The organism is Dellaglioa algida (assembly GCF_030127605.1).
In the GTDB taxonomy this organism is placed as follows: Bacteria; Bacillota; Bacilli; order Lactobacillales; family Lactobacillaceae; genus Dellaglioa; species Dellaglioa algida.
Map to the genome: position 1 here is coordinate 105867 of NZ_JANXLE010000001.1, position 21277 is coordinate 127143.

The 21277-nt window shown below is 35.8% G+C and carries 19 protein-coding genes; 1 reads left to right on the top strand and 18 read right to left on the bottom strand.

Going from position 1 to position 21277, the window contains the following annotated elements:
* Window positions 1-331: 331 nt before the first annotated feature.
* From N0K73_RS00470 to N0K73_RS00500, 7 genes are all read right to left on the bottom strand, one after another.
* Window positions 332-1705: an FAD-dependent oxidoreductase gene (locus N0K73_RS00470; protein WP_112250821.1), complete on the bottom strand. Its 1374-nt coding sequence runs from the start codon at window positions 1703-1705 to the stop codon at window positions 332-334.
* Window positions 1702-2232, bottom strand: a complete 531-nt coding sequence (locus N0K73_RS00475) for a hypothetical protein (protein WP_284068589.1) — start codon at window positions 2230-2232, stop codon at window positions 1702-1704. The genes N0K73_RS00470 and N0K73_RS00475 overlap by 4 nt, the downstream gene beginning before the upstream one ends.
* Window positions 2233-2376: 144 nt before the next feature.
* The gene (locus N0K73_RS00480) at window positions 2377-3222 is read right to left on the bottom strand and encodes a helix-turn-helix domain-containing protein (RefSeq protein WP_112250825.1); all 846 of its coding nucleotides are present in this window, start codon (window positions 3220-3222) and stop codon (window positions 2377-2379) included.
* 990 nt (window positions 3223-4212) lie between these two features.
* The gene (locus N0K73_RS00485) at window positions 4213-4698 is read right to left on the bottom strand and encodes a methylated-DNA--[protein]-cysteine S-methyltransferase (protein WP_112250827.1); all 486 of its coding nucleotides are present in this window, start codon (window positions 4696-4698) and stop codon (window positions 4213-4215) included.
* Window positions 4699-4709: 11 nt separating this feature from the next.
* Window positions 4710-5558 carry a YitT family protein gene (locus N0K73_RS00490; RefSeq protein WP_112250829.1) on the bottom strand — a complete coding sequence of 283 codons (849 nt, stop codon included), beginning with the start codon at window positions 5556-5558 and terminating at the stop codon, window positions 4710-4712.
* A gap of 135 nt (window positions 5559-5693) precedes the next feature.
* Window positions 5694-6881 carry an iron-containing alcohol dehydrogenase gene (locus N0K73_RS00495; protein WP_112250831.1) on the bottom strand — a complete coding sequence of 396 codons (1188 nt, stop codon included), beginning with the start codon at window positions 6879-6881 and terminating at the stop codon, window positions 5694-5696.
* Window positions 6882-7043: 162 nt separating this feature from the next.
* The gene (locus tag N0K73_RS00500; RefSeq protein ID WP_057974035.1) at window positions 7044-7508 is read right to left on the bottom strand and encodes a DUF2798 domain-containing protein; all 465 of its coding nucleotides are present in this window, start codon (window positions 7506-7508) and stop codon (window positions 7044-7046) included.
* Window positions 7509-7681: 173 nt separating this feature from the next.
* Between N0K73_RS00500 and N0K73_RS00505 the strand changes: the two genes are divergently transcribed.
* Window positions 7682-8050: a DUF1304 domain-containing protein gene (locus N0K73_RS00505; RefSeq protein ID WP_112250833.1), complete on the top strand. Its 369-nt coding sequence runs from the start codon at window positions 7682-7684 to the stop codon at window positions 8048-8050.
* 51 nt (window positions 8051-8101) lie between these two features.
* Here N0K73_RS00505 and dhaM read toward each other — a convergent pair whose 3' ends face one another.
* The 11 genes from dhaM to xylA form a co-directional block, all read right to left on the bottom strand.
* On the bottom strand, window positions 8102-8470 hold the full coding sequence (gene dhaM / locus N0K73_RS00510; protein WP_112250835.1) for a dihydroxyacetone kinase phosphoryl donor subunit DhaM: 369 nt from the start codon (window positions 8468-8470) through the stop codon (window positions 8102-8104).
* Window positions 8467-9051, bottom strand: a complete 585-nt coding sequence (gene dhaL / locus N0K73_RS00515) for a dihydroxyacetone kinase subunit DhaL (RefSeq protein WP_112250838.1) — start codon at window positions 9049-9051, stop codon at window positions 8467-8469. Before dhaL ends, dhaM begins: the two co-directional genes overlap by 4 nt.
* Before the next feature lie 15 nt (window positions 9052-9066).
* Entirely contained in the window at window positions 9067-10062 is a 996-nt protein-coding gene (gene dhaK / locus N0K73_RS00520) for a dihydroxyacetone kinase subunit DhaK (protein WP_112251019.1), read from the bottom strand.
* 178 nt (window positions 10063-10240) lie between these two features.
* Window positions 10241-11104, bottom strand: coding sequence for a class II fructose-bisphosphate aldolase (locus tag N0K73_RS00525; protein ID WP_057974040.1), 864 nt, complete (start codon window positions 11102-11104; stop codon window positions 10241-10243).
* A 162-nt stretch (window positions 11105-11266) separates the two neighbouring features.
* Complete coding sequence (ade, locus tag N0K73_RS00530) at window positions 11267-13000, bottom strand: adenine deaminase (RefSeq protein ID WP_284068590.1); 1734 nt, start codon at window positions 12998-13000, stop codon at window positions 11267-11269.
* A gap of 8 nt (window positions 13001-13008) precedes the next feature.
* Window positions 13009-14796 carry an adenine deaminase C-terminal domain-containing protein gene (locus N0K73_RS00535; RefSeq protein ID WP_112250846.1) on the bottom strand — a complete coding sequence of 596 codons (1788 nt, stop codon included), beginning with the start codon at window positions 14794-14796 and terminating at the stop codon, window positions 13009-13011.
* A gap of 24 nt (window positions 14797-14820) precedes the next feature.
* Window positions 14821-16155 (bottom strand): NCS2 family permease, encoded by a 1335-nt coding sequence (locus tag N0K73_RS00540; protein WP_112250848.1) that lies wholly within the window; start codon window positions 16153-16155, stop codon window positions 14821-14823.
* A 175-nt stretch (window positions 16156-16330) separates the two neighbouring features.
* Window positions 16331-16930: a TMEM175 family protein gene (locus N0K73_RS00545; RefSeq protein WP_057974044.1), complete on the bottom strand. Its 600-nt coding sequence runs from the start codon at window positions 16928-16930 to the stop codon at window positions 16331-16333.
* Between the two features lie 61 nt (window positions 16931-16991).
* Complete coding sequence (locus N0K73_RS00550; RefSeq protein ID WP_112250850.1) at window positions 16992-18092, bottom strand: alpha-hydroxy-acid oxidizing protein; 1101 nt, start codon at window positions 18090-18092, stop codon at window positions 16992-16994.
* Between the two features lie 239 nt (window positions 18093-18331).
* Window positions 18332-19837 (bottom strand): xylulokinase, encoded by a 1506-nt coding sequence (gene xylB / locus N0K73_RS00555; RefSeq protein WP_112250852.1) that lies wholly within the window; start codon window positions 19835-19837, stop codon window positions 18332-18334.
* Between the two features lie 89 nt (window positions 19838-19926).
* The gene (gene xylA, locus N0K73_RS00560; protein ID WP_112250854.1) at window positions 19927-21267 is read right to left on the bottom strand and encodes a xylose isomerase; all 1341 of its coding nucleotides are present in this window, start codon (window positions 21265-21267) and stop codon (window positions 19927-19929) included.
* Window positions 21268-21277 lie beyond the last annotated feature (10 nt).

Genomic DNA, 21277 nt, shown 5'->3' on the forward strand with positions numbered 1-21277 from the left:
ATGAAATCTATCATACCTGTTAGACCAAAAAAATTCAAATAAAACCAAAAAAGGATTAAAGTCGCCTAAATATAGCGTTTTCACAAGTTCAAAATGCAAATAAACATCTATACCAATTTATTTTTAGGCAAAAAAAAAGCTACTTAATTTGCATTAAGTAGACCATTTTCAGAAAATAAGCGTCCCCACACTAAATCTTCTTATCAATATTCTGTGTCCTAATCAATAAACTCCAGAAATCATTTATTTACAAGACTTATTATGCCATATAAAATTAAATAAAAAGAGTCAATATTTGAGTGCTAACTCACAATTATTGACTGTTTTCGTTCTATTTGCTTATACGACAAGGTTTTATCGTCCTAGACAGCGCTACTTCATTTAAAGAATTTAAGGCTTTATTATAAGCTGGATTAAAATAAAAATCCATTGTAGCCAATTTAGCCATTGTCATTCGCATGTTAATGGCCACAGACATCACATTAATGGTATCCAAAATATTATTTTCTGAATAAATTTGTGCACCAACAATAACTTCAGTATCCTTTTCATAGATGACTTTAACAACAATTTTAGAATTGTTTTTCACATAATTATATTCAATTTCTTCTTCAATTGTGCTCGATAAAACATTTAATCCAATATATGGCGCATTTTCCTCGGTAATACCTGTAGTTGCGATATAATGGCCAAATAACTTCGTTCCCGTCGTACCTTGAGTTGTTTCAACTTTGATTGGTTTAAACAACCCTGTGCAGTTATATGCAGCTACAATAGCACCTTTAACGGCGTTATTAACGAGCGGTTGATAACTTCTATGTTGACTAACTGTCTGTCTAAACTCAACGTTATCTCCCGCAGCATAGATATGTTCATCACTCGTATGCATGTAATCGTCAATCTTGATTGTATTATTCTGATTAAGATCAATTACGCCTCTTAAAAAATCATTATTTGGTTTCAATCCCACGGAGAAAACGACCAAATCGCAATCGATCTCCTGATCGGTTGTTGAAACACTGATGACCTTATCATTATTATCAACGTTGATAGCATGGACATCATTTCGTAAAATAAATTTTACGCCTTTTTTCTTCAGGTCGTTAATTAATCGACTACTAATTTCTTGATCAACGTAGTGCGTTAAAATACCTTCCATCGCTTCAACCATTGTGATGTCAACGTCTTTACCTTTTCGTCCTTCATAAATTGAGCTAGCTAGAGCTAAACCAGCTAGGCCGGCTCCTACAATCAAAATACGTTTACCCGCTGAATTTAACCGTTCTACAGCACGTTTTGATTCTTCCAAATCTTTATAAAGAACGACATTTTCATTATCAATTCCTTTTATCCTTGGTTTAACAACTTTTGAACCATTCGCCAGAATTAATTTATCATAGTCAACATAACTATATTGTTCGTCCCCACTAACAACGTACAAGCGTTTATCTTGCGTGTTAACGTTCAAGACCTCAGAACCGAGCATTAACTTAACCCCCTCGGACTTCAACAAATCAGGTGTTGCATAACTTGCATCGGCTAAATCATCAACCGTTCCGTCAAAGAATAAATTGATTCCGGACGAGATATAGCTGACATTTTCCTTCATTTCTACAATAAGGACATCAGCCTGCGCGTTTGCTTTTAAAATTGTTCTGGCGGCAGAGATACCTGCATGTGTACCACCAATAATGACATATTTCATCGTGATTCCCTCTCCAAACTTTGCGTGTTTATTTTTTTATCTTTATCAATTTCTAATATTTCATTTATAACATCAGCGATTGCCTCGTCAGAACTAACCCCAATCTCCGACATGACATACAATGGTGATTCGAATTGTCCCTGACTAACGCCCATTCTATTCGTCACGATTAAATCATACGTCTCATCTTTTTGATAACTTTCTACCTGAACGTTCAAAATGCCATGCAAAAGACGTTCCATAATAATCTTAGTTAATTTTTCCATAATTGGATCACGGTTAATTAATAATCCTATTTTTAAGACATCGTCAAATTCAAAGTTTAAGATATTCAAAATATATAGATACTGGTTTTGCAAATAATACAAATTATCCGGAGAATTCAATCCATTAAACTGTGCAACAGATTGATAAGCGGTTAATAGTTTCTGAATAATTTGCGCAAAATCTTCTCGTTCTAATGATTTTCGATTAAATTCAGTGATTGTTCGATTATAAATAAAACTCTCGCCCTTGAAGATGGCCAATTTACTGTATAAATTAAATAGTGTGTAATTAATTTTTACATCATTTTTAAAGTATGTATACTTCTCGATATCTCTCCAAAAAAGATTAATGGCAACATGAATTGGTGTTTTTTTATCAATATCTACGTCTTTAATTTGTACATATCATTCTGAATCATTTTTAATTAAATTAAATCCAATTAAAAAATAGTACAACCCAATTGCATCTTCTTCTACAAAAGAAAGTGCATATTTTTTCAAGAACCTAAAAAAGCTTATTTTGACTTTACCGTATGCGGGATTATTTTTAATCAACTCACGGGAAACTGGTGTTAAAGATTCTTCGCGTTGTTCCTTGTACGAGTTCAAACGAATAAGAATTTTGAGCCATAAAAAAACGCTAAGTTTCTCGTCGTCGCCCCAACCTAAATCATATTGTTTATTTAAAACATCTGTATAGGCGCTAATTGTTTTACTTCTGGATAGGAGTTCGGTGCGATCCGTAAAAGGCATCACCCTAATGAAAAACAAGTAATAAAAATAATTTAATTGGATTTTAGTTCCAACCAATCGGCGATTTTTAATTTTTAAATTAAATTCTGCTAATATTTCGTTTAATTCTTTAATTCGCCTTGTTATTGATGAGCCACTAATATGTAATTCGTTCTCGAGATCAATTAAATTCAATGTTTCATTCATGTATAAATACATAATTATCTTATATTTGTATGAATCCATTAAAAAATCATTACTAATATTAGATAAATTCGTTGTCCCATCAACGCTAAACCTTACATTGTTTGCTTCCACTTCAAAAAAAACATGTCCAGATTCGACAACTTTTTCAAACCTTGTCTCAATATTTTTCAAATAAATGCGAAGTGAGTTACCAGATATTTCTAATAGTTCTGTTAACTTCTTTTTGCTTAAATATCCACCATGTGTTTGAAGCAGTTCCAATATTTGATTAGAAATTCTTTCTTGCTTATCTAAAAAGTCTTCCATATACATAAAAAAATCCCCAGCCTCATTTGACCATTTACCCAGATCGTTAAAAAGGTCAATTTTTAATTTTAATGCTATTTATATGTTACCGCGAAATGAACTAAATTGGTATGAATAATTTTTTATTTAATTTAGCTCTTGCATTTTAGATAAACAATTGTTATATTGGATAAGTAACCTAATCAATAAAACTCATTCAGTACCTCCCCCAAGGTCTGAATATCAAAATCAATCCCCCAATTGATTTTGACTGTTTTACCCTTTTCGACACTGTAACTTACGTTATAGTGTCGTTTTTTTGTTTAAAAATATTGATTACATCCCATATAAATTTAATTTCAACTTATTTTGGTCATACTTTCTTCATATTTACCTGTTATTATCTGTTTATACCTTAAATAAATAACTTTTAAACCTTAATTTGTTCCCCAAATTAAACTAACTAACTGATAATTAATTTCTCCCCGGATTTTAATTACTCCTACTCCTTTCCGTTATTACCATACCCGGTAATAACGGTTTTTTATTTTCAATGATTTCTAGATTATTTGAAAAGTTCAATTTAAAACCTTAAAAAGTAACTTTTTAACTGACGTATCTTGCAAAATAAATTATAAACTAACAAAGTTGTCACATCAGTATATTTTCATAAATAAACCTGTATACTATTGATATAGGCATAAAGCTAATTTATGTTTAACTTAATTCTACTATAAAATACGGTCATTTTAGTTTAAATGTTTCATTTAGATCTAACCTACTCCCCCCAGAGTCTCGAATAGATTAGTATTTTCATACCACTACTTAATAAGTAGTGGTATTTTTTCTTTTTAACGTCATATTTTCTTCACAACTACTTGTTATTATCTATTCATACCTTAATTGATAACTTTTAATTTGTTTCCCCGAACAAATTAAATAAGATAACCAACTTCTCCCCCGAAGTTAATTATCCCTACTTTTTTCCACCATTATCGTTCTTGATAATGGTGGTTTTTATTTATGTTCTATCTTCAACAATCGTTCTTTCATTTGAATGCCACCACGATATCCGCCCAAACTACCATCTTTTCTTATAACGCGATGACAGGGAACGACTATTAAAACTGGATTACGTCCAACCGCAGTTGCCACCGCCCGAATGACTTTTGGTTTCCCGACTGATACCGCCAACTCAACATATGTTCTTGTTTCCCCATATGGAATCAATTGGAGTTGTTTCCAGACTTCGTTCTGTAGTTTGGTTCCACTCGAACTGAAATCGATAGGTCCCGTGAACACTTGTAAATCGCCGGCCAAATAAGCTTGTAATTCGTCAATTACAGGTTGAAAATAACGATCATTTTCTTCAAACTCGGTTTCTGGATAGAATTTATTAATCTCACTCTTTAGGCCATTAGGCGACCCGACAAAACTTAACCCCTGGCTGGTCATTCCCAGCCAGTATCGTTCTGTACCATTAACCCAATTCATTAAATACATATTAAAAGCTCCTATTCAATTCCGGATAAGTTAGCACCATGAACTTCTGCAATATTATATACGATAATAAATGCATTCGGGTCAATCTCATGCACTTTATTCAGCATTTGTTGATAGTTTTGATTTTCAACAATAATCATCAACATTTCCTTATCTTCGCCCGAGTATCCACCTTTAGCATCAAAGATTGTGAATCCTCTATCTACGTTGGCATTAATGTCTTCTTTCAATTTATTCAATCCTACTTCGGTACTCATCACATATAAGACTTTTTTTCGGTCTAGTCCCGTTTCAATATAGTTCATAATAAAGTAAGTAATAACTAAAGAAAAAATAGCTAAAATAAAAGCTTCTATACCCGAAACAAATATATTGAAAATACACACAATTGCATCAATAACTAATAAACTAGATGCTGGTTTAATGTTAAAATATTTTTTTAATATCATGGGGGGAACAGTTGTCCCACCGCTAGATGCATCAATTCGATAAAGAATTGAAATCCCTACCGCAAAAACTGCACCACCAACAATAACGGCTAACAATCTATCTTCAACAACATTTATTTGAGGCGTAATAGCTAAAAATAACGGTAAAATGAAACTTCCCATCATTATTTTTTTAGTAGTTGAACGATCCAACATAAAATAAGCTAAAATCAGTAACGCAACATTAATACTCAATAAAACGACAGAAACATTCCAGTTAAAAGCTGTTTCTAAAAGAATAGCAATACCCGTTGCGCCACCAACTGCAACTTTTTGTGGTGCAAAGAAGAAATTAATGCTTATTGCAATGATTTCTAGCCCTATCAGCATGAATAAAAATTGTATTAAATGCGGTTTTATCTTATTTATCATAAATACCTCTTCTCATTATCGATTTGTATACCCTTACTATTTAGCATACTGAAGTTTATTCCGGAAAACAAATTTAAACCTTAGTAAACAAAAAAGCATCCAAAATTTTGGATGCTAAAGTGTAATATTAATCATTTATTCGAATCCGTCTGTTGTCATTGTTGCCTTATATAAGTCAACAACATCGTTAACCGACATATCAACGTAAACGGCGCTATCTAATTGGCCAACCTTAACAGCTGATTCAGCCATCACCTTAAAGTTAGTATCGTCATTAATATCAACACCTGGTAATGTTGTTGGTACGCCTAATGATTTAACCCAATCATAAACTGCTTGAATAGCAATATCAGCTACTACTTGGTCGTTATCGTTTTGAATATGCCAAACATTTCTGCCAAATTTTGCAAATTTAGCAACTGTTTCAGCAGATAAAACAAATTTCATCCATCGGGGTGTTATGATACCTAATCCAACACCATGTGTAATATCATAATAAGCTGACAATTCATGTTCAATTGGGTGTGACGTCCAACCATCTTGATAACCTAATCGTACGATACCATTTAATGCCATCGTTGACGACCACATTAAGTTAGCACGCGCGTCATAATTATCAGGTTCTGCAACGGCAATTGGTGCCCATTTAATAACGGTACGCATAATACCTTCAATCATACCATCTGATACATCATTATTTTTTTCTTTATCAAAATATTGTTCTGTTAAATGAGAGAATATATCAATTGACCCCGCCGCAGTTTGCCATTTAGAAACGCTCATTGTTAAAGCTGGATCTAAGAATGATACAGCAGGCGTATTAGGACCATAAGTCCCCAACTTATCATTTGTTTCTGGATTTGAAATAACTGATCCGGCATTCATTTCTGTCCCAGTAGCTGATAATGTTAAGATATCAATAAGTGGTAATTGATCAAGTTTAAATCGTTTTGTTGAATCGAGTACTAAATCCCAAGGATCGCCTTCGTAAAATGCTGATGAAGCAATTACTTTAGAAGCATCGACAACAGATCCACCACCAACGGCTAAAACAACATCAATTTTATTTTCTTTAGCTAATTTTTGTCCTTCGCGAACTGAATTAATCTTAGGGTTTGGTTCGATTCCAGCCAATTCAATGATATTTAAATCACTCAAAATTTTCTTTACAGAATCATATAAACCTGAACGCTTAATTGACCCACCACCATATGTTAATAGTACATTTGGGCCAAACTGTGCAACTGCATCATGTAATTCTGTTTCAATACGGTTAGAACCAAAACGGATGTCAGTTGTATTCTTAAATTGAAAATCTTTCATAATTATAATCTCCTTTGTATTTTGAAGTTACAGTCAAAGTTCTTTTCAATGAACAACTACATTATAACGCTTTCTTACAATTTCATTCCAATACAACCCTTTAATAAAAAAGGATTTACCTTTTTTCAGGTAAATCCTTCGGATAATAGTCTGTATTTCTAGTTAAACCGTTTTTTTCGCTTCATCACTTGCATGAATCATACTCAATATTTTTCTTGAAATTGGGCCTACAATGATTAATTGTAAAGGCACCGCAACAATAATATTATGTCCAATAGTAGATAAATATGCAGGCCAGAAATGGGTCGGCATACCACCTTCAATGAGTAATCCATAAAGTGACATAAAGGCAACCATCCCGCAAATCATCATTCCTGAGATTGCAAGAATCATTTGCCACATTTTGTCATGATTTAGGGGCAATTTATCAGCAATCGCCATCGCAATTTTACCGACAACTAATACATCTAAAATGAAAGCAACAATAAACCCTGGAATAAATCCAAGTAACAATGTTGTAACCCCTAGTTTCCCGACTAATAATAAATTGTACGCACTCATTACAAAAACCATCATTGAGCACATTAACGTTGTAAAAATAATTCCCTCTTTTGCATTTGTTGGCATAATTAATTCTCCTTAATAGTATTAATAGAGATTATGTTACACATATTTAGTCGCCGTCATAAGTCTTTTTTTTGAATATTAAAATATTCTCATTGTAAGCGATTATATTGATTAATTGTAGTATCAATACCATTACGTTATACTATGTTCACAACTATTAAGGGGAGATTTTTATGTTAATTGCACTTATATTATCTTGGATTGTTGCACTTGAACACCTATTTATTATGATTCTTGAGATGTTTTTCTCAACTACTTCAACCGCTCAAAATGCTTTTGAACTAAAACCAGAGTTTTTAAACCAAAAAGAAGCCAAATCATTAATGGCTAATCAGGGACTGTATAACGGTTTTATTAGTATTGGTTTAATGATTGTGTTATTAATATTGTCTGGTGCCGCACTCAAATCAATGTTATTGCTTTTTACCGGTTTTGTTTTTATTGCCGCCGTTTTTGGCAGTTTAACGGCCGCTAAAAAAATTATTTTAGTTCAGGGGTTACCCGCACTTCTAGCATTCATTGCCATTGCTTTAACGCTATAGACCAACTAAAATAACGTCAATCTTAATTGATTGGCGTTATTTTTTTGGTACTTATTTAATTTTCAATTCGTCTAATTGCTTTTCAATATCTGTTAACTTAACATCTGCTGCTACCAAAGACGCCGCAGTATAAGCACTTTCAACTAGCGCTGTGTCATATAAATGGACTGTTTTATCTGAAAATTCCATTACCATATTTAAATTCATTTTTGCGCTGCCCAAATCGTAAAAAGCTAACAGTTCATCGGCTTCATTGTTATCGAAGGCGGCTTGAATTTTATTAAACGACGTTCCAACCCCATTATCATCAGTTCCACCAGCAATCGTAATTGACACATCTGCTGCAACTTGGTCCAATAAGCGCTTAACACCTACTGCAATTTCGGGAACATGCGACACAATTACAATACCATATGTCATTCTAACGCCCCCGTTTCCAATAATGTCTCAAATAAATAACCGCTCGACATTGAACCCGGATCAATATGCCCAATAGACCGTTCCCCAAGATATGAAGCACGTCCTTTTGTTGCAACAAGTGCCTTGGTTGCTTCAACATCTGCGTTAATTTTTTCAATAGTTAATTGACCTGCCTTTAACTCTTCAAGAACGGGTGCCCAAACGTCAATCATTGTTTTAGCACCAACATCTGAAGCACCACGCCGCTTGATGCCATCCAAACCAGTTGCAACTAATTCAGTGGGATTACTTGTTTCTTTACTTGTTTTAGACATCTCAATAAAAGCCGTTCCATAAAGTGGACCAGAAGCACCACCAACTGATTTAATAAATGCCATAGCCACATTCTTAAATAAATCTGATAACGTATCAAACTGTTGATTTTTCAATAATTCTTGAATTGCTTCGGCGCCCCGTGCCATATTATTCCCGTGGTCACCATCGCCAATTGGCGTATCTAATTCACTCAAGTAATCTTTATTTTCAATAATTTTATCAGAGAAAAGTTGAAACCATTTCATCGTATTTTCAATTGTTAACATTTTATAACCTCTTTCTTACCAAGCGATTGTGTCTACTGCATAATTTAAATATGATAACCATTCATCATCTTCAATTTTAAATAAGGTTAAAGAAATTCCGGCCATCTCTAATGACGTCATATAGTTACCCACTTTAGTAAAGGCTACCTCGACGTTTTCATCAGCTAATTGATCAAGCGTGTCGTTCATAAAAACGTACTGTTCCATCAATGGTGTTGCTCCCATACCATTTACCAAAACTGCATACTTGTCATTAGGTTTCATATCAAATACATCTTTTAACTTACTCAATAGTTCTTGTACTAGTTCTTTAGATGGTTTTAATTTTTCACGGCGATATCCGGGTTCACCATGAATTCCCACACCGTACTCTATTTCATCATCAGCAAGTTCAAAACCTGGTTTGCCAACCTCCGGAACAGTTGCACCACTTAACGCAACTGCAATTGTCTTAATATTTGGCATTACTTTTTGAGCAAGCGCATCGATTTCTGCTAATGTTGCACCTTGATCTGCTGCGGCACCAACTATTTTATGCATAAAAATCGTTCCCGCAACACCACGTTTACCTTGCGTATATAGACTGTCTTCCACTGCAATATCATCGTCAACAACAACCATCTTCACTTCAATATCGTCGATTTCAGCTAATTCCTTAGCCATATCAAAGTTCATAATATCTCCAGAATAGTTTTTCACAACACAAAAGACACCTTTTCCATGATTAGCTGCTTTGATTGCTTCATAAATCTGATCCGGCGTAGGCGAAGTAAATACCTGTCCGGCAACGGCACCTGACAACATACCGGGACCAACAAAACCAGCATGAGCAGGTTCATGTCCACTTCCGCCACCACTAATTATCCCCACTTTATCAACCATAGAAGCTTCATTACTTCTAACCATTGCTTCCGTGCCCTCAATTTTTTGTAAATATTGTGGATAGGCTCTAACCAGTCCGCTGACCATTTCGTTTACAACGTTTTTAGGATCGTTAATTATTTTTTTCATAATATCCCTTTCTTTACCCGTATTATGTACCCCTTCATTATATTGCAAACGGTTACAAACAGCCACTTAAATCGTCTTTTTATTTATCTCTTACTAACCGATATTCAATTTTGCACAAAAAAAGAGCTCTCAAAATCAAAATGATTTTGAAAACTCTTTTTTAGCAGAACTAAATAAATTATTTAGCTGCTTCTGTACCGAACCATTCAATACGATCTTCAACAAGTTCAGTAATTGCTTTTGTACCTGGTGCGAATAATTTACGAGGGTCAAAACCTTTACCTTCTTGGTCTTTTCCTTCTTCAATATATTTGCGAGTTGCAGCAGCAAATACTAATTGACATTCAGTGTTAACGTTAACTTTTGAGATACCCATTTTAACAGCTTTTTGGATTTGGTCTTTAGGAATACCTGAACCACCATGTAATACAAGTGGTGTTTTGATTACAGCAGCTAATTCTGATAAACGGTCAAGGTTCAAACCAGTCCAGTTAGCTGGGTATTGGCCATGAATGTTACCAATTCCACAAGCCAAGTAATCAATACCAGTAGCAGCAAGTGTTTTAGCTTCTTCAACATCAGCTAATTCACCAGCTCCGACGATACCATCTTCTTCTCCACCAATTGAACCAACTTCGGCTTCAACTGAGATACCTTTAGCATGAGCTAAAGCAACGATTTCTTTTGTTTTTTCTAAGTTTTCTGCAAATGGTAAGTCATGGCCATCAAACATAACTGAGTTGTATCCAACTTCGATACATTCTTTAGCTGCTTCATAGTTACCATGATCTAAATGCATAACAACGGGAACAGTAATACCCATTGATTTAACAGTATCTTGAACAAGGTGTAAACATAATTCGTATCCACCCATATATTTTGCAGCACCCATTGAAGTTTGGATTAAAACAGGAACACCTTTTTCTTGGGCAGCAGCAAGAATACCGCGAGTCCATTCCAAGTTGTTTGTGTTAAAAGCACCAATAGCATAACTACCAGCACGTGCAGCGTCTAACATACTTTTACCATTTACTAATGACATTTAAAGTCCTCCTAGATAAATTACAATACATTTGTATTGCATTTTTTAATACAGATATAGTTTAGCACATTTAATCATCAGATAAAACTTTCATTTTTTAAATAAAAATAATTAATACTTATTTTTGACCGGATATGAACGTTTATGACTGATTTAACAGTCTTATACACTCACGTCTTCAAATTCAAATCGACTGACATTAACTAATCCCATATCAGTAATTTTAAGTTCCGGAATTACGGCCAATGACATAAAGCTTAAAGTCATTACGGGATCAACATTATGATTAATTCCCAGTTCTTTATAGGCTACTTCATTGAATTTTTCAAGTTGTGCCGTTACCCATTCTCCGGATTGATCACTCATTAGCCCGCCAATTGGTAACGGAATTGACATTAAGACCTGATTATTTTTCGTTAAGACCATCCCACCTTGAATATCTTTTAATGCAGTAACAGCTAAAGCCATATCTTGATCGTTAGTTCCAGCCGTAATTAAATTATGTGAATCATGTGCAATCGAAATTGCGATTGCGCCTTCTTTGATTCCATAATCTTTCAGCACACCAGTAAAAACATTCCCGGTTTCATGGTGACGTTCAATTACCGAAATCTTGGCAACGGGAATGCTTGAATCGTAAACAAAGTTACCCGCGGCATCACGATTAACATCGATTTCTCTATCTAATGTTATTGCTTCATTAGGAATAACTTCAATTGCATGTACTCGATTGCTTGTTAATGGTAGAACTAATTTATCTTGGCTGAAATTAGCTAAATGGACTGATGACTGAACACTGTCGATAGGGTAACTTTTGGTTTCCAATAAATAAGAGCCCGCTTCGGCAACTTTTTCACCAGCAATGTAGACGCTCGAAACTGTCATCTCAGTTAAATCACTAATAATAGCTAAATCGGCCCTAAGTCCGGGTGCAACTGCACCTCTGTCTTTAAGTTCACAGCACTCCGCCGTATTAAGGGTTGCCATTTGGATTGCAACCAATGGATCTACGCCTTCTTCAACACAAATCTTCAGACTATTATCCAGATGACCTTTTTCAATAATTGTCTTCGCCTGAACATCATCCCCACACAAAACCGTTCTTCTAGAATTATTAGGCGTTACACCTTTTAATAAGGTTCTTAAATTATGCGTCACTGAACCTTCACGTAAAAATACATACATCCCTCGGCTTAAACGATCTTGCAATTCTTCAAGTGTTGAACATTCATGGTCATTTTGAATGCCCGCAGCAATATATGCATTTAAATCTTTTCCATAAACTTGTGGGCTGTGACCATCAATGCGTTTATTTAAATTTGTAGCAACGAGTAATTTATCGAGAATGTCACTTTCCGTATTGATTACTCCAGGAAAGTCCATAAATTCAGCTAATCCTTTTGTTTCCCCACTTGTCAGCGGCTCAATCATATCTCCGGCCGAGATAACGGCTCCAGAATTTTCCATTTTTGTTGCCGGAACGCATGAAGGCAACATATATTGAATGTCTAACGCGGTTTCTTTAGCTGCATTAATCATATAATCTAATCCCGTTAATCCAGCAACATTAACAATTTCATGTGGATCCGCCATTACCGTCGTTGTCCCGTGAGGCGTCATCAATCGCCCAAACTCTTCAGGAGAAACATAAGCCGATTCCACATGAATATGTGGATCAATAAATCCTGGAGAAATAAATTGTCCATGAATATCAACAACCGTTTTACCATTGTAGTGGCCACCAATACCCGCAATAACGCCATCAACAATGGCTACATCTCCGTCCATTAAACGCGCGTTATAAACATCAATAATCTTACCATTCGTTAGGACTAAATCAGCAGGAAGTCTTCCTGCAGCGACATCAATTAACTTCTTTAGGCGTTCCTTTTTCATCGTATCTCCTATCCTTTAAGAGGCATAATCTGAATAATTGGGTCAACAATTTTCAGTGCAACACAATCTACCATTCCTAAATCAGTAATGGCTAAATCCGGAATAGCCGTAATTGGTAAAAAGGACATATAAAACATTGGGTCGGGTAATTCACTACCCATTAAATCAGTTCCTTTTCTTAAAGCAATTTCACCCGCTTCAATTTCTCTTGGTGACAAGTCACTCATAATCCCGCCAACTGGTAAAGCCAAAAATGAAATGACTTCGCCATCAATCACGACAATTTGTCCGCCGCCCGCTTCAATTAACTTGTTCGTAGCAATTGACATATCATTCGCGCTTACACCCATGACAACAATATTATTATCGTCAGGCGCAGAAGACGACGCCATCGCACCTTTTTTAAGTCCCCATCCAGATGTGAATCCGAGTGATTGATTACCATTTTTACCAAATCGCTCTAACACGGAAACTAAGGCGACATCTTTTTCCGGACTAGGTTGTACAACGCCATCATTGATAATCAAATCCACATCTTTTCTTTTTCGAACGAAAGCTCCCTGACTATTAATCGTTTGAACAGTCGCCATTCCTGCCTTTTCAGTCACCTTATACTCAAAATCATTCGCAGATGTAAGTTCATGCTTTAACTTCCCTTTGAATAAGTCACTTCTAACTGGCGCAACTAGTGGTTTCAATATTTCTTTATTCTCAGCAACAACCTGACCGCGACTAATTACTAATTCAACATTAAATGAACCAGGCTGATCAACAATTAATATATCGGCTAATCGTCCCGGTGATACAGAACCCACTTGATCATCAATTCGATAAGCCTCAGCGCTATTGATTGTTGCCATTTGAATCGCTGTAATTGGTTCAACGCCAGCTTGAATCGCTAATTTAACAAGATTATCGAGATGACCTTTTTCCAATATATCAGTTGCTGTCACGTCATCTGTACAAAAACTAACGTGACGTGCTATTGCTGGATTAACCTCAGTAACGGCGCGAATATTTTCTGCCAAGAAATGTGTTACGGATGACTCCCTGATTAAAACATTCATCCCATTTCTAGCTTTTTCAACAAGTTCTTCATGTCCATAACTCTCGTGATCCAATCGAATACCGCTCGCCAGATATTCATTCAATTTAACGCCGGTTGCCATTGGTGCACAACCGAAGATTGGTAAGTGATTATTTTGCGCGTGAACCAAAGTTTTCAATGTATCCTCATCTTGTGTTTCAATTGCTTCTCTGACCGTTTCCCAAACACCGTAGCACTCTGTCCATTTTTGAATCGTTTCTTGAACATCCGCATCGATGTTGAAAGCAATTGTTGATTGTGGAATCGTATATGGTGTTTTATAAGGTGCACCCCAAAATAGATTAAGCGGCAAACCTTCTATTTCTTTGAATACTTCTTGCACACCTTCCAGTCCGGCGACCGCGACCGTTTCATCTAGTCCAGAAACCAAACTAGTCGTTCCAAATGGCACAACCGCATTAGCAAAACTAGTCATGCTCATTTTGCTACACTCAACGTGAATATGCCCATCAATTAATCCCGGCGTTATATACTTTCCAGTTGCATCTATGTGCTTTGTTTTATCACCGATATAAGCTTCAACATTTCCAACAGCAACAATTTTTTCTTTATAAATGGCAATATCTGCCTGATAGAACTCGGTTGTCATAACATTAACTAACGTTCCATTTTCAATGACTAAATCTGCTGAAATCTTTGCGGCTCCGGCTTTTATATAATCCTTTAATTGTGCTAACGTTTGTGTCATTTAGTTTTCCACCTATCATTTTTATTATTGAAGAATATTTAAGACATAAAGCAAGAATAAGAAAACAAAAAGTAGTACATACATTACCGGCCCAACTTCTTTTCTACGACCCGCTGCAATCATTGTGACAGGATATAAGATGAACCCAAAAGCAATACCGTACGAAATATTATAAGTTAAAGGCATTCCCACAACCATTAAGAATGCTGGTACAGCTACTTCAAAACGACTCCAATCGATTCCTTTTAATGATTGTGCCATTAAGATACCCACGACAATTAAAACGGGCGCTGTAACTTGTGAGGTCACAACCGTTAAAAGGGGTGAGAAGAATAAGCTCAGTACGAACATTGCACCAACAACTAATGACGTCAATCCAGTTCGCCCACCAACGGCAATTCCGGCAGACGATTCAACATAAGCAGCAGTTGGTGTGGTTCCTAAAACAGATCCGGCCATCATTGAGGCTGAATCCGCCAATAAAGCCTGACCAACTCTTGGCATCTTATTGTCTTTCATAAATCCGGCTTGAGTTGCCAATCCAATTAACGTTCCCGCTGTATCAAAAAAGGCAACCATTAAGAAAATTAGAACAACTGACCAAAGTTGAAGTGAATCTATTTTATGTAAATTTTCAACTCCCACCCCAAATGTTGGTGCCATACTTGGAACAGAAGATACAATCTGTGTTGGTAATTTAATGAGGCCCATAACAAGACCTAGAGCAGTCGTCGCAATCATTCCAATGAAAATTGAACCGGGAACTTTTTTTGCCATCAAAACAACAATCACAACAAGTCCGAAAACAGTTAACCAAGTTGTTGGGACAGTCAATGAACCAATTGCAACTAAGGTTGATTTGTCTCCAACGATCAATCCACCTTCTTGCAATCCAACAAAGGCGATGAATAAGCCAATACCTGCGGCCATCGCTAATTTCAAGTCATGTGGGATTGCGTCTATCACAATTTCACGAATTTTAAACAGGGTAATAACCATAAAAATAATTGATGAAATCACAACACCAGCCATCGCCGTTTGCCATGGGATACCCATTCCAATAACAACTGAATAAGTAAAGAACGCGTTATCACCCAAACCGGGCGCAATTGCGATTGGGTAATTTGCTAAAAACGCCATCAAGAAACAACCAAATGCGGCGGATATCGCTGTTGCCGTAAAGACTGCCCCTTTATCCATACCAGCCGCTCCCAATACCTGCGGATTTACAAATAAAATATAGGCCATTGATACAAATGTTGTTAATCCAGCCATCGATTCACGCTTAACGGTTGACCCTAATTCATTAATATGAAAAAATCGTTCAAAAAATCCTATCTTTTTCTCTGCGTCATCCATGCGATATAATCTCCCCGTTTTTCTTTTTTGTATTATACGCATTATATTACGCGATTTAAATTAAAAATCAATAGTAAAGGCGCACTTTTTTTATATTAACAAAATAATTGTTCGTGTTTTAATAATTTACGTAAAATAAAAACTGCTAAAAGGTCTTAACAACCCATTAACAGTTCTATTTTTCATTAAAAACTTTGTCGCCATCTTTTCTTGTATTAATAGCCATGACACTTAACATAATTAGTTGTGCAATCATCGCCGTAGGAGGGAAGTAGTAAATACTTACAAGTACGAACCCAATCAATACTGGATAATACCAACTAGTCAAAATAACATAAGTAATCATACGATCAATTTTGTGGCTAACTTCTGGATGTTTCTCTTCATTAACAGCTTTTATTTCGCGTGCCAATAAAATCCAGGTAAAGCTCCAAAAACAACATACCGCAAAGTAAGCATATTCCGGTACTTTATCAAACATAAATCGTCCGGTCCAAGCTGTTGAAACAGGTATGAAAGACATTGAGAAAATCCAAAAATTATTCAACCAATAGATTTTTTTTGTTACACGTTTTGTTAAACTGAACATAAAATGATGACTAAACCAACCAACTCCCATGAACAAAAAACTAGTCGCATATGAGAAAAAATATGGAATAATTTTAATTAGTTCACTTAATTTAGGGGTTTCAGGCACGGCAAACTCCAGTACCATAATCGTCAATAAAATAGCAATTACAGCATCCGTAAACGCCTCAATTCTCGCTTTATTCAAAATACTATCCTCAATTCATTTTTACGTTTTCTAAAAAATAACTTTATCAATTTACAATATATTAGTTTCCGTAAGGATTATCAACTAATTTGGTCCGTTTAATTTCATCAATATTATGCGTCCCCGTTAATTGCATCGTTAATTCTAATTCATGTTGGAAATAATTAAAGACATTTTGAACACCTTGATGTCCACCAAGTGCTAATCCGTAAACAACTGGACGACCAATTGCAACCAAGTCTGCACCACTTGCTAAAGCCTTATAAACATGAGTCCCACGTCGAACACCACTATCAAAAACTACTGGGACACGTTTATTAACAGTCTCCGCAACACCCTGTAGTGCATCAAAAGCAGCAATTCCACCATCAATTTGACGACCACCATGGTTTGATACCCAAATACCACCGGCACCAGAATTAATTGCAACGCTTGCATCCTCACCATCTTGAACACCTTTAACAAAGACAGGTAATCCTGAATATTCTGCTAAGAATTCAATATCTTTTGGACTTAGACGTTGTTTCGCTGATTTATAAACGGCATCCATTGTTTGACCAACACCACTTTGGTAGGCCTGAACAATTGGCATTCCTAATGGGAAAGTAAACCCATTACGTTTATCCGTTTCACGGTTACCACCAACAGTTGCATCGGCAGTTAAAACAATTGCTTTTACACCATTAGCCTTTGCTTCATCCATGATATTACGGTTAATACCGTCATCTTTACTCATATAGAATTGGAACCATTGTGGTTGTCCATTTGCTTGATCCGACATTTCTTTGAATGATTTTGTCGCAAATGAACTTGCTGTATAAATTGACCCATAATCTGAGACACCTTTTGCGCTGTCAATTTCGCCTTTAACATGAGCTAGTCCATGAGCAGCAACTGGTGCCATAATGATAGGCGATGTGATTTCATCCCCAAAAATACTTGTTTTTGTATCCGGGTTATCGATTTCTTGTAACACCCGTGGTTTAATTAATTTATGATTAAATGATCTAATATTTTCTTCTAAGGTATATAAATCTCCAGCCCCGCTAGAAATATAACCAAATCCACCCTTTGGGATAACCTTTTCCGCATCTGTTTCCAAATCAAAAGTATTAATAATTGTGATATCTTTTTCTAAATCACTTGCAATGTATTCTGCCATATTAACCGCCCCTTTATATTGTACCCGATTTAACGCACCTAAAGCATAGCATTGTATCTAGCTTCTAGCAAGCGTTTACAATCATAAATATGGATATTTATGAAGAACATGTTTTTGCGGCAGTAATCCATTTCACGAGTGGTTATTTGAACCCAAATAATGATTGATTTTGTGCCGTTAACTTATAAAAATAAGACAATTTACTGATTAATCAGTCGATTGTCTTATCTTATTTAAATTTAACTCTCATTACGTCTATAATTCATTAACCCGTGACTAATTTCAGCCGTTTGTTGGTAAACCTTTGTATAAAGTTGATATAATTTTTGATATTTTTTAACATTTTCAGGATTAGGTAAGTATTCTTTACCATAACTCACGAATTCTTTAGCCGTATCCTGTAGGCTGTCAAACCACCCGGCACCTGTTGCGGCAATCATTGCGGCGCCCATACCTGGCCCTTGCTCGTTAACCAATGAAACCACTTTTTTATTAAAAATATCCGCCTGAATCTGTAGCCATACGGGACTTTTAGCCCCACCACCAATTGAAACAACGGTATCAAAATCATTTCCCTGTGCATTAAAAATTGTCATAATATCTTCAAACGAGAAAACAATACCTTCCAAAACGGCTCTCGTAAAATCATTTTTTGTATGAGTTCCATCAATTCCGATGAAACTTCCACGAATATCACTATCTGGATGCGGTGTTCGTTCCCCAACGATATAAGGCGTAAATAACAATCCATTAGCCCCAACCGTCGATTTATCTGCATCTGAAACAAACGTTGAAAAGTCTGCGTCTTCGGCAAAGGTTTTCTTGAACCAAGATAGACTATATCCGGCCGCTAATGTCACGCCCATTGTGTAATATTTATTTGGGATGGCATGATTGAAAAAGTGCAATTTACCATTATAATTCACATCGGCCGAATCTTCATATTTCAACACAACTCCCGAGGTCCCAATTGATGACATAACCATGTTAGGGTATAAAATTCCTGCGCCAATTGCGCCAGCCGCATTATCCGCTGCGCCACCAAAAACTTTAGTATCAGTGGTCAATCCTGAAAATGCCGAATAAGAATCACTAATATTACCTGCTAGTTCAATTGATTCAATTAAGTCGGGGAAAATAGACAATGGCAGATCAAATTTTTCAGCAACCTCCTTACTCCAAGTTTTATTGGCTTCATCTAACATGACCGTACCCGCCGCATCTGAATACTCCATTGCCAAATTACCAGTCATCCGATAACGCAGGTAATCCTTTGGTAACAGGAATGTCTTTACTTTTGCATAAATTTTAGGTTCATTTTCTTTAACCCACAATAGTTTAGGCAATGTGAATCCTTCTAATGGAACATTCCGAGTAATATCAATAAATTCTTGTCCCATCACATCAAGAATTTCCTTACGTTGCGCAGTTGTTCGCGTATCGTTCCATAGAATTGCGGGACGCAGAACTTGATTATTTTCGTCCAATAAGACAAGTCCATGCATTTGACCGGAGTAACTAATCCCTTCGATATCTTCGGGTTTAATGTGATCATTTAAAATCAAACGCGCAATTGCGACCGTAGTTGCTGTAACCCAATCTTCAGGATTTTGTTCACTATATCCCGGTTTAAGCCGTGATAAAGGATAATCGTATCCTTCCTGGGCAATAATCGTTCCTTTTCGGTCCACAACTGATACTTTAACGGCACTCGTCCCTAAATCAACTCCTAATACAACTCCCATTTCATTCGCTTCTTTCTAAATTTTATTTTAGCCATTTTAGAAAATAAAAGAGCATCGGAATTCACTCCACTGCTCTTTTATCTTTTTCGCTATTTACCTAAAACTGAATAAATGTAATTATTTAATGTTGATTTTAATTGTTCCAAATGACCTGATTTTGTTGAAGCAATAAGTTCTGCTTGTGGTTTATCAATAATATAATCTTCAAATTCTTTGAAACTTACTTTTCCTGCTTCAAAATCTGCACCAATTCCTGATTTAAATGAACTGTAGCGATCATCTAAAACTTTATCGAATACACGATCTTCAATTAATTTAGTAGCAACCCGTAAACCGGCAGCATAAGTATCCATACCAACCATGTGTGATAAGAATAAATCTTGCATTTCAAATGATTGACGACGAGGTTTAGCATCAAAGTTCAATCCACCTGTTGGTAACCCACCATTTTTCAACATTTCATACATCACTAATGTTGCTTCGTAAATATCATTTGGAAATTCATCAATATCCCAACCAACTAATTTATCACCCATGTTAGCATCTAATGAACCTAATAAGTTAGCATCGCGAGCAACGCGAACTTCATGTTCGTAAGTGTGACCGGCTAAGTAAGCATGGTTTCCTTCAAGGTTAAGTTTGAAGTCATTTTCTAAACCGTATGTTTTTAAGAACGCGATAGTTGTTGCAGCGTCAGTATCATATTGATGTGTCGATGGTTCCATTGGTTTAGGTTCAAGCAAGAATTGTCCGGTATAACCAATTTCATTTGCGTAGTCCTTAGCTAATCTAAAGAATTTAGCAATATGATCTTGTTCCAATTTCATATCAGTATTCAATAATGAGTCATAACCTTCACGGCCACCCCAGAATACATACGATTGAGAATTAACACGTTTAGCAATTTCCAATGAATGTTTAATTTGTGCTGCCGAGTAAGCAAAAATATCAGCAAATGGTGCAGTTGCGCCACCAGCAACAAAACGTGAATTTGTAAAAAGACTTGATGTATTCCATAGAACTTTTTTTCCAGTCTCTTCCATTTTTTCAACGATATGGTCAATTACTTTATCAAGGTTAGCGTTTGTTTCACGTAACGTGTCCCCTTCTGGCGCTAAATCACGATCATGGAATGCGAAGTATTCAACACCCATTTTATCAAGAAATTCGAACAAATAATCGACTTTAGCGATAGCTTGTTTCATTGGGTCTTCAATTGTATCCCAAGGACGTTGAGCAGTACCATCTCCAAATGGATCAGTTAGTCGTTGGTCCATTGTATGCCAGAAAGCCACTGAGAATTTTAGCCATTCGCTCATTTTTTTACCATTAACGATTTCGTCAGCATTATAGTAATGAAATCCATTACCTGCCTGTAAGTCTTTCGTATTTCCAACGTAAGTTAATTTTTCTTGTTCGAATAATGACATAATATATTCC

What these genes read in the sequence shown, in the direction of transcription:
- dhaM (WP_112250835.1), bottom strand. Translation starts at nt 8,470, where the DNA reads ATGACATATGGTATTGTAATTGTGTCGCATGTTCCCGAAATTGCAGTA.
- N0K73_RS00550 (WP_112250850.1), bottom strand. Translation starts at nt 18,092, where the DNA reads ATGGCAGAATACATTGCAAGTGATTTAGAAAAAGATATCACAATTATT.
- N0K73_RS00535 (WP_112250846.1), bottom strand. Translation starts at nt 14,796, where the DNA reads ATGACACAAACGTTAGCACAATTAAAGGATTATATAAAAGCCGGAGCC.
- N0K73_RS00490 (WP_112250829.1), bottom strand. Translation starts at nt 5,558, where the DNA reads ATGATAAATAAGATAAAACCGCATTTAATACAATTTTTATTCATGCTG.
- N0K73_RS00525 (WP_057974040.1), bottom strand. Translation starts at nt 11,104, where the DNA reads ATGTCATTAGTAAATGGTAAAAGTATGTTAGACGCTGCACGTGCTGGT.
- xylA (WP_112250854.1), bottom strand. Translation starts at nt 21,267, where the DNA reads ATGTCATTATTCGAACAAGAAAAATTAACTTACGTTGGAAATACGAAA.
- N0K73_RS00500 (WP_057974035.1), bottom strand. Translation starts at nt 7,508, where the DNA reads ATGCCAACAAATGCAAAAGAGGGAATTATTTTTACAACGTTAATGTGC.
- ade (WP_284068590.1), bottom strand. Translation starts at nt 13,000, where the DNA reads ATGAAAAAGGAACGCCTAAAGAAGTTAATTGATGTCGCTGCAGGAAGA.
- N0K73_RS00495 (WP_112250831.1), bottom strand. Translation starts at nt 6,881, where the DNA reads ATGAAAGATTTTCAATTTAAGAATACAACTGACATCCGTTTTGGTTCT.
- dhaK (WP_112251019.1), bottom strand. Translation starts at nt 10,062, where the DNA reads ATGAAAAAAATAATTAACGATCCTAAAAACGTTGTAAACGAAATGGTC.
- N0K73_RS00485 (WP_112250827.1), bottom strand. Translation starts at nt 4,698, where the DNA reads ATGTATTTAATGAATTGGGTTAATGGTACAGAACGATACTGGCTGGGA.
- N0K73_RS00470 (WP_112250821.1), bottom strand. Translation starts at nt 1,705, where the DNA reads ATGAAATATGTCATTATTGGTGGTACACATGCAGGTATCTCTGCCGCC.
- N0K73_RS00540 (WP_112250848.1), bottom strand. Translation starts at nt 16,155, where the DNA reads ATGGATGACGCAGAGAAAAAGATAGGATTTTTTGAACGATTTTTTCAT.
- N0K73_RS00505 (WP_112250833.1), top strand. Translation starts at nt 7,682, where the DNA reads ATGTTAATTGCACTTATATTATCTTGGATTGTTGCACTTGAACACCTA.
- xylB (WP_112250852.1), bottom strand. Translation starts at nt 19,837, where the DNA reads ATGGGAGTTGTATTAGGAGTTGATTTAGGGACGAGTGCCGTTAAAGTA.
- N0K73_RS00480 (WP_112250825.1), bottom strand. Translation starts at nt 3,222, where the DNA reads ATGTATATGGAAGACTTTTTAGATAAGCAAGAAAGAATTTCTAATCAA.
- dhaL (WP_112250838.1), bottom strand. Translation starts at nt 9,051, where the DNA reads ATGTTAACAATTGAAAATACGATGAAATGGTTTCAACTTTTCTCTGAT.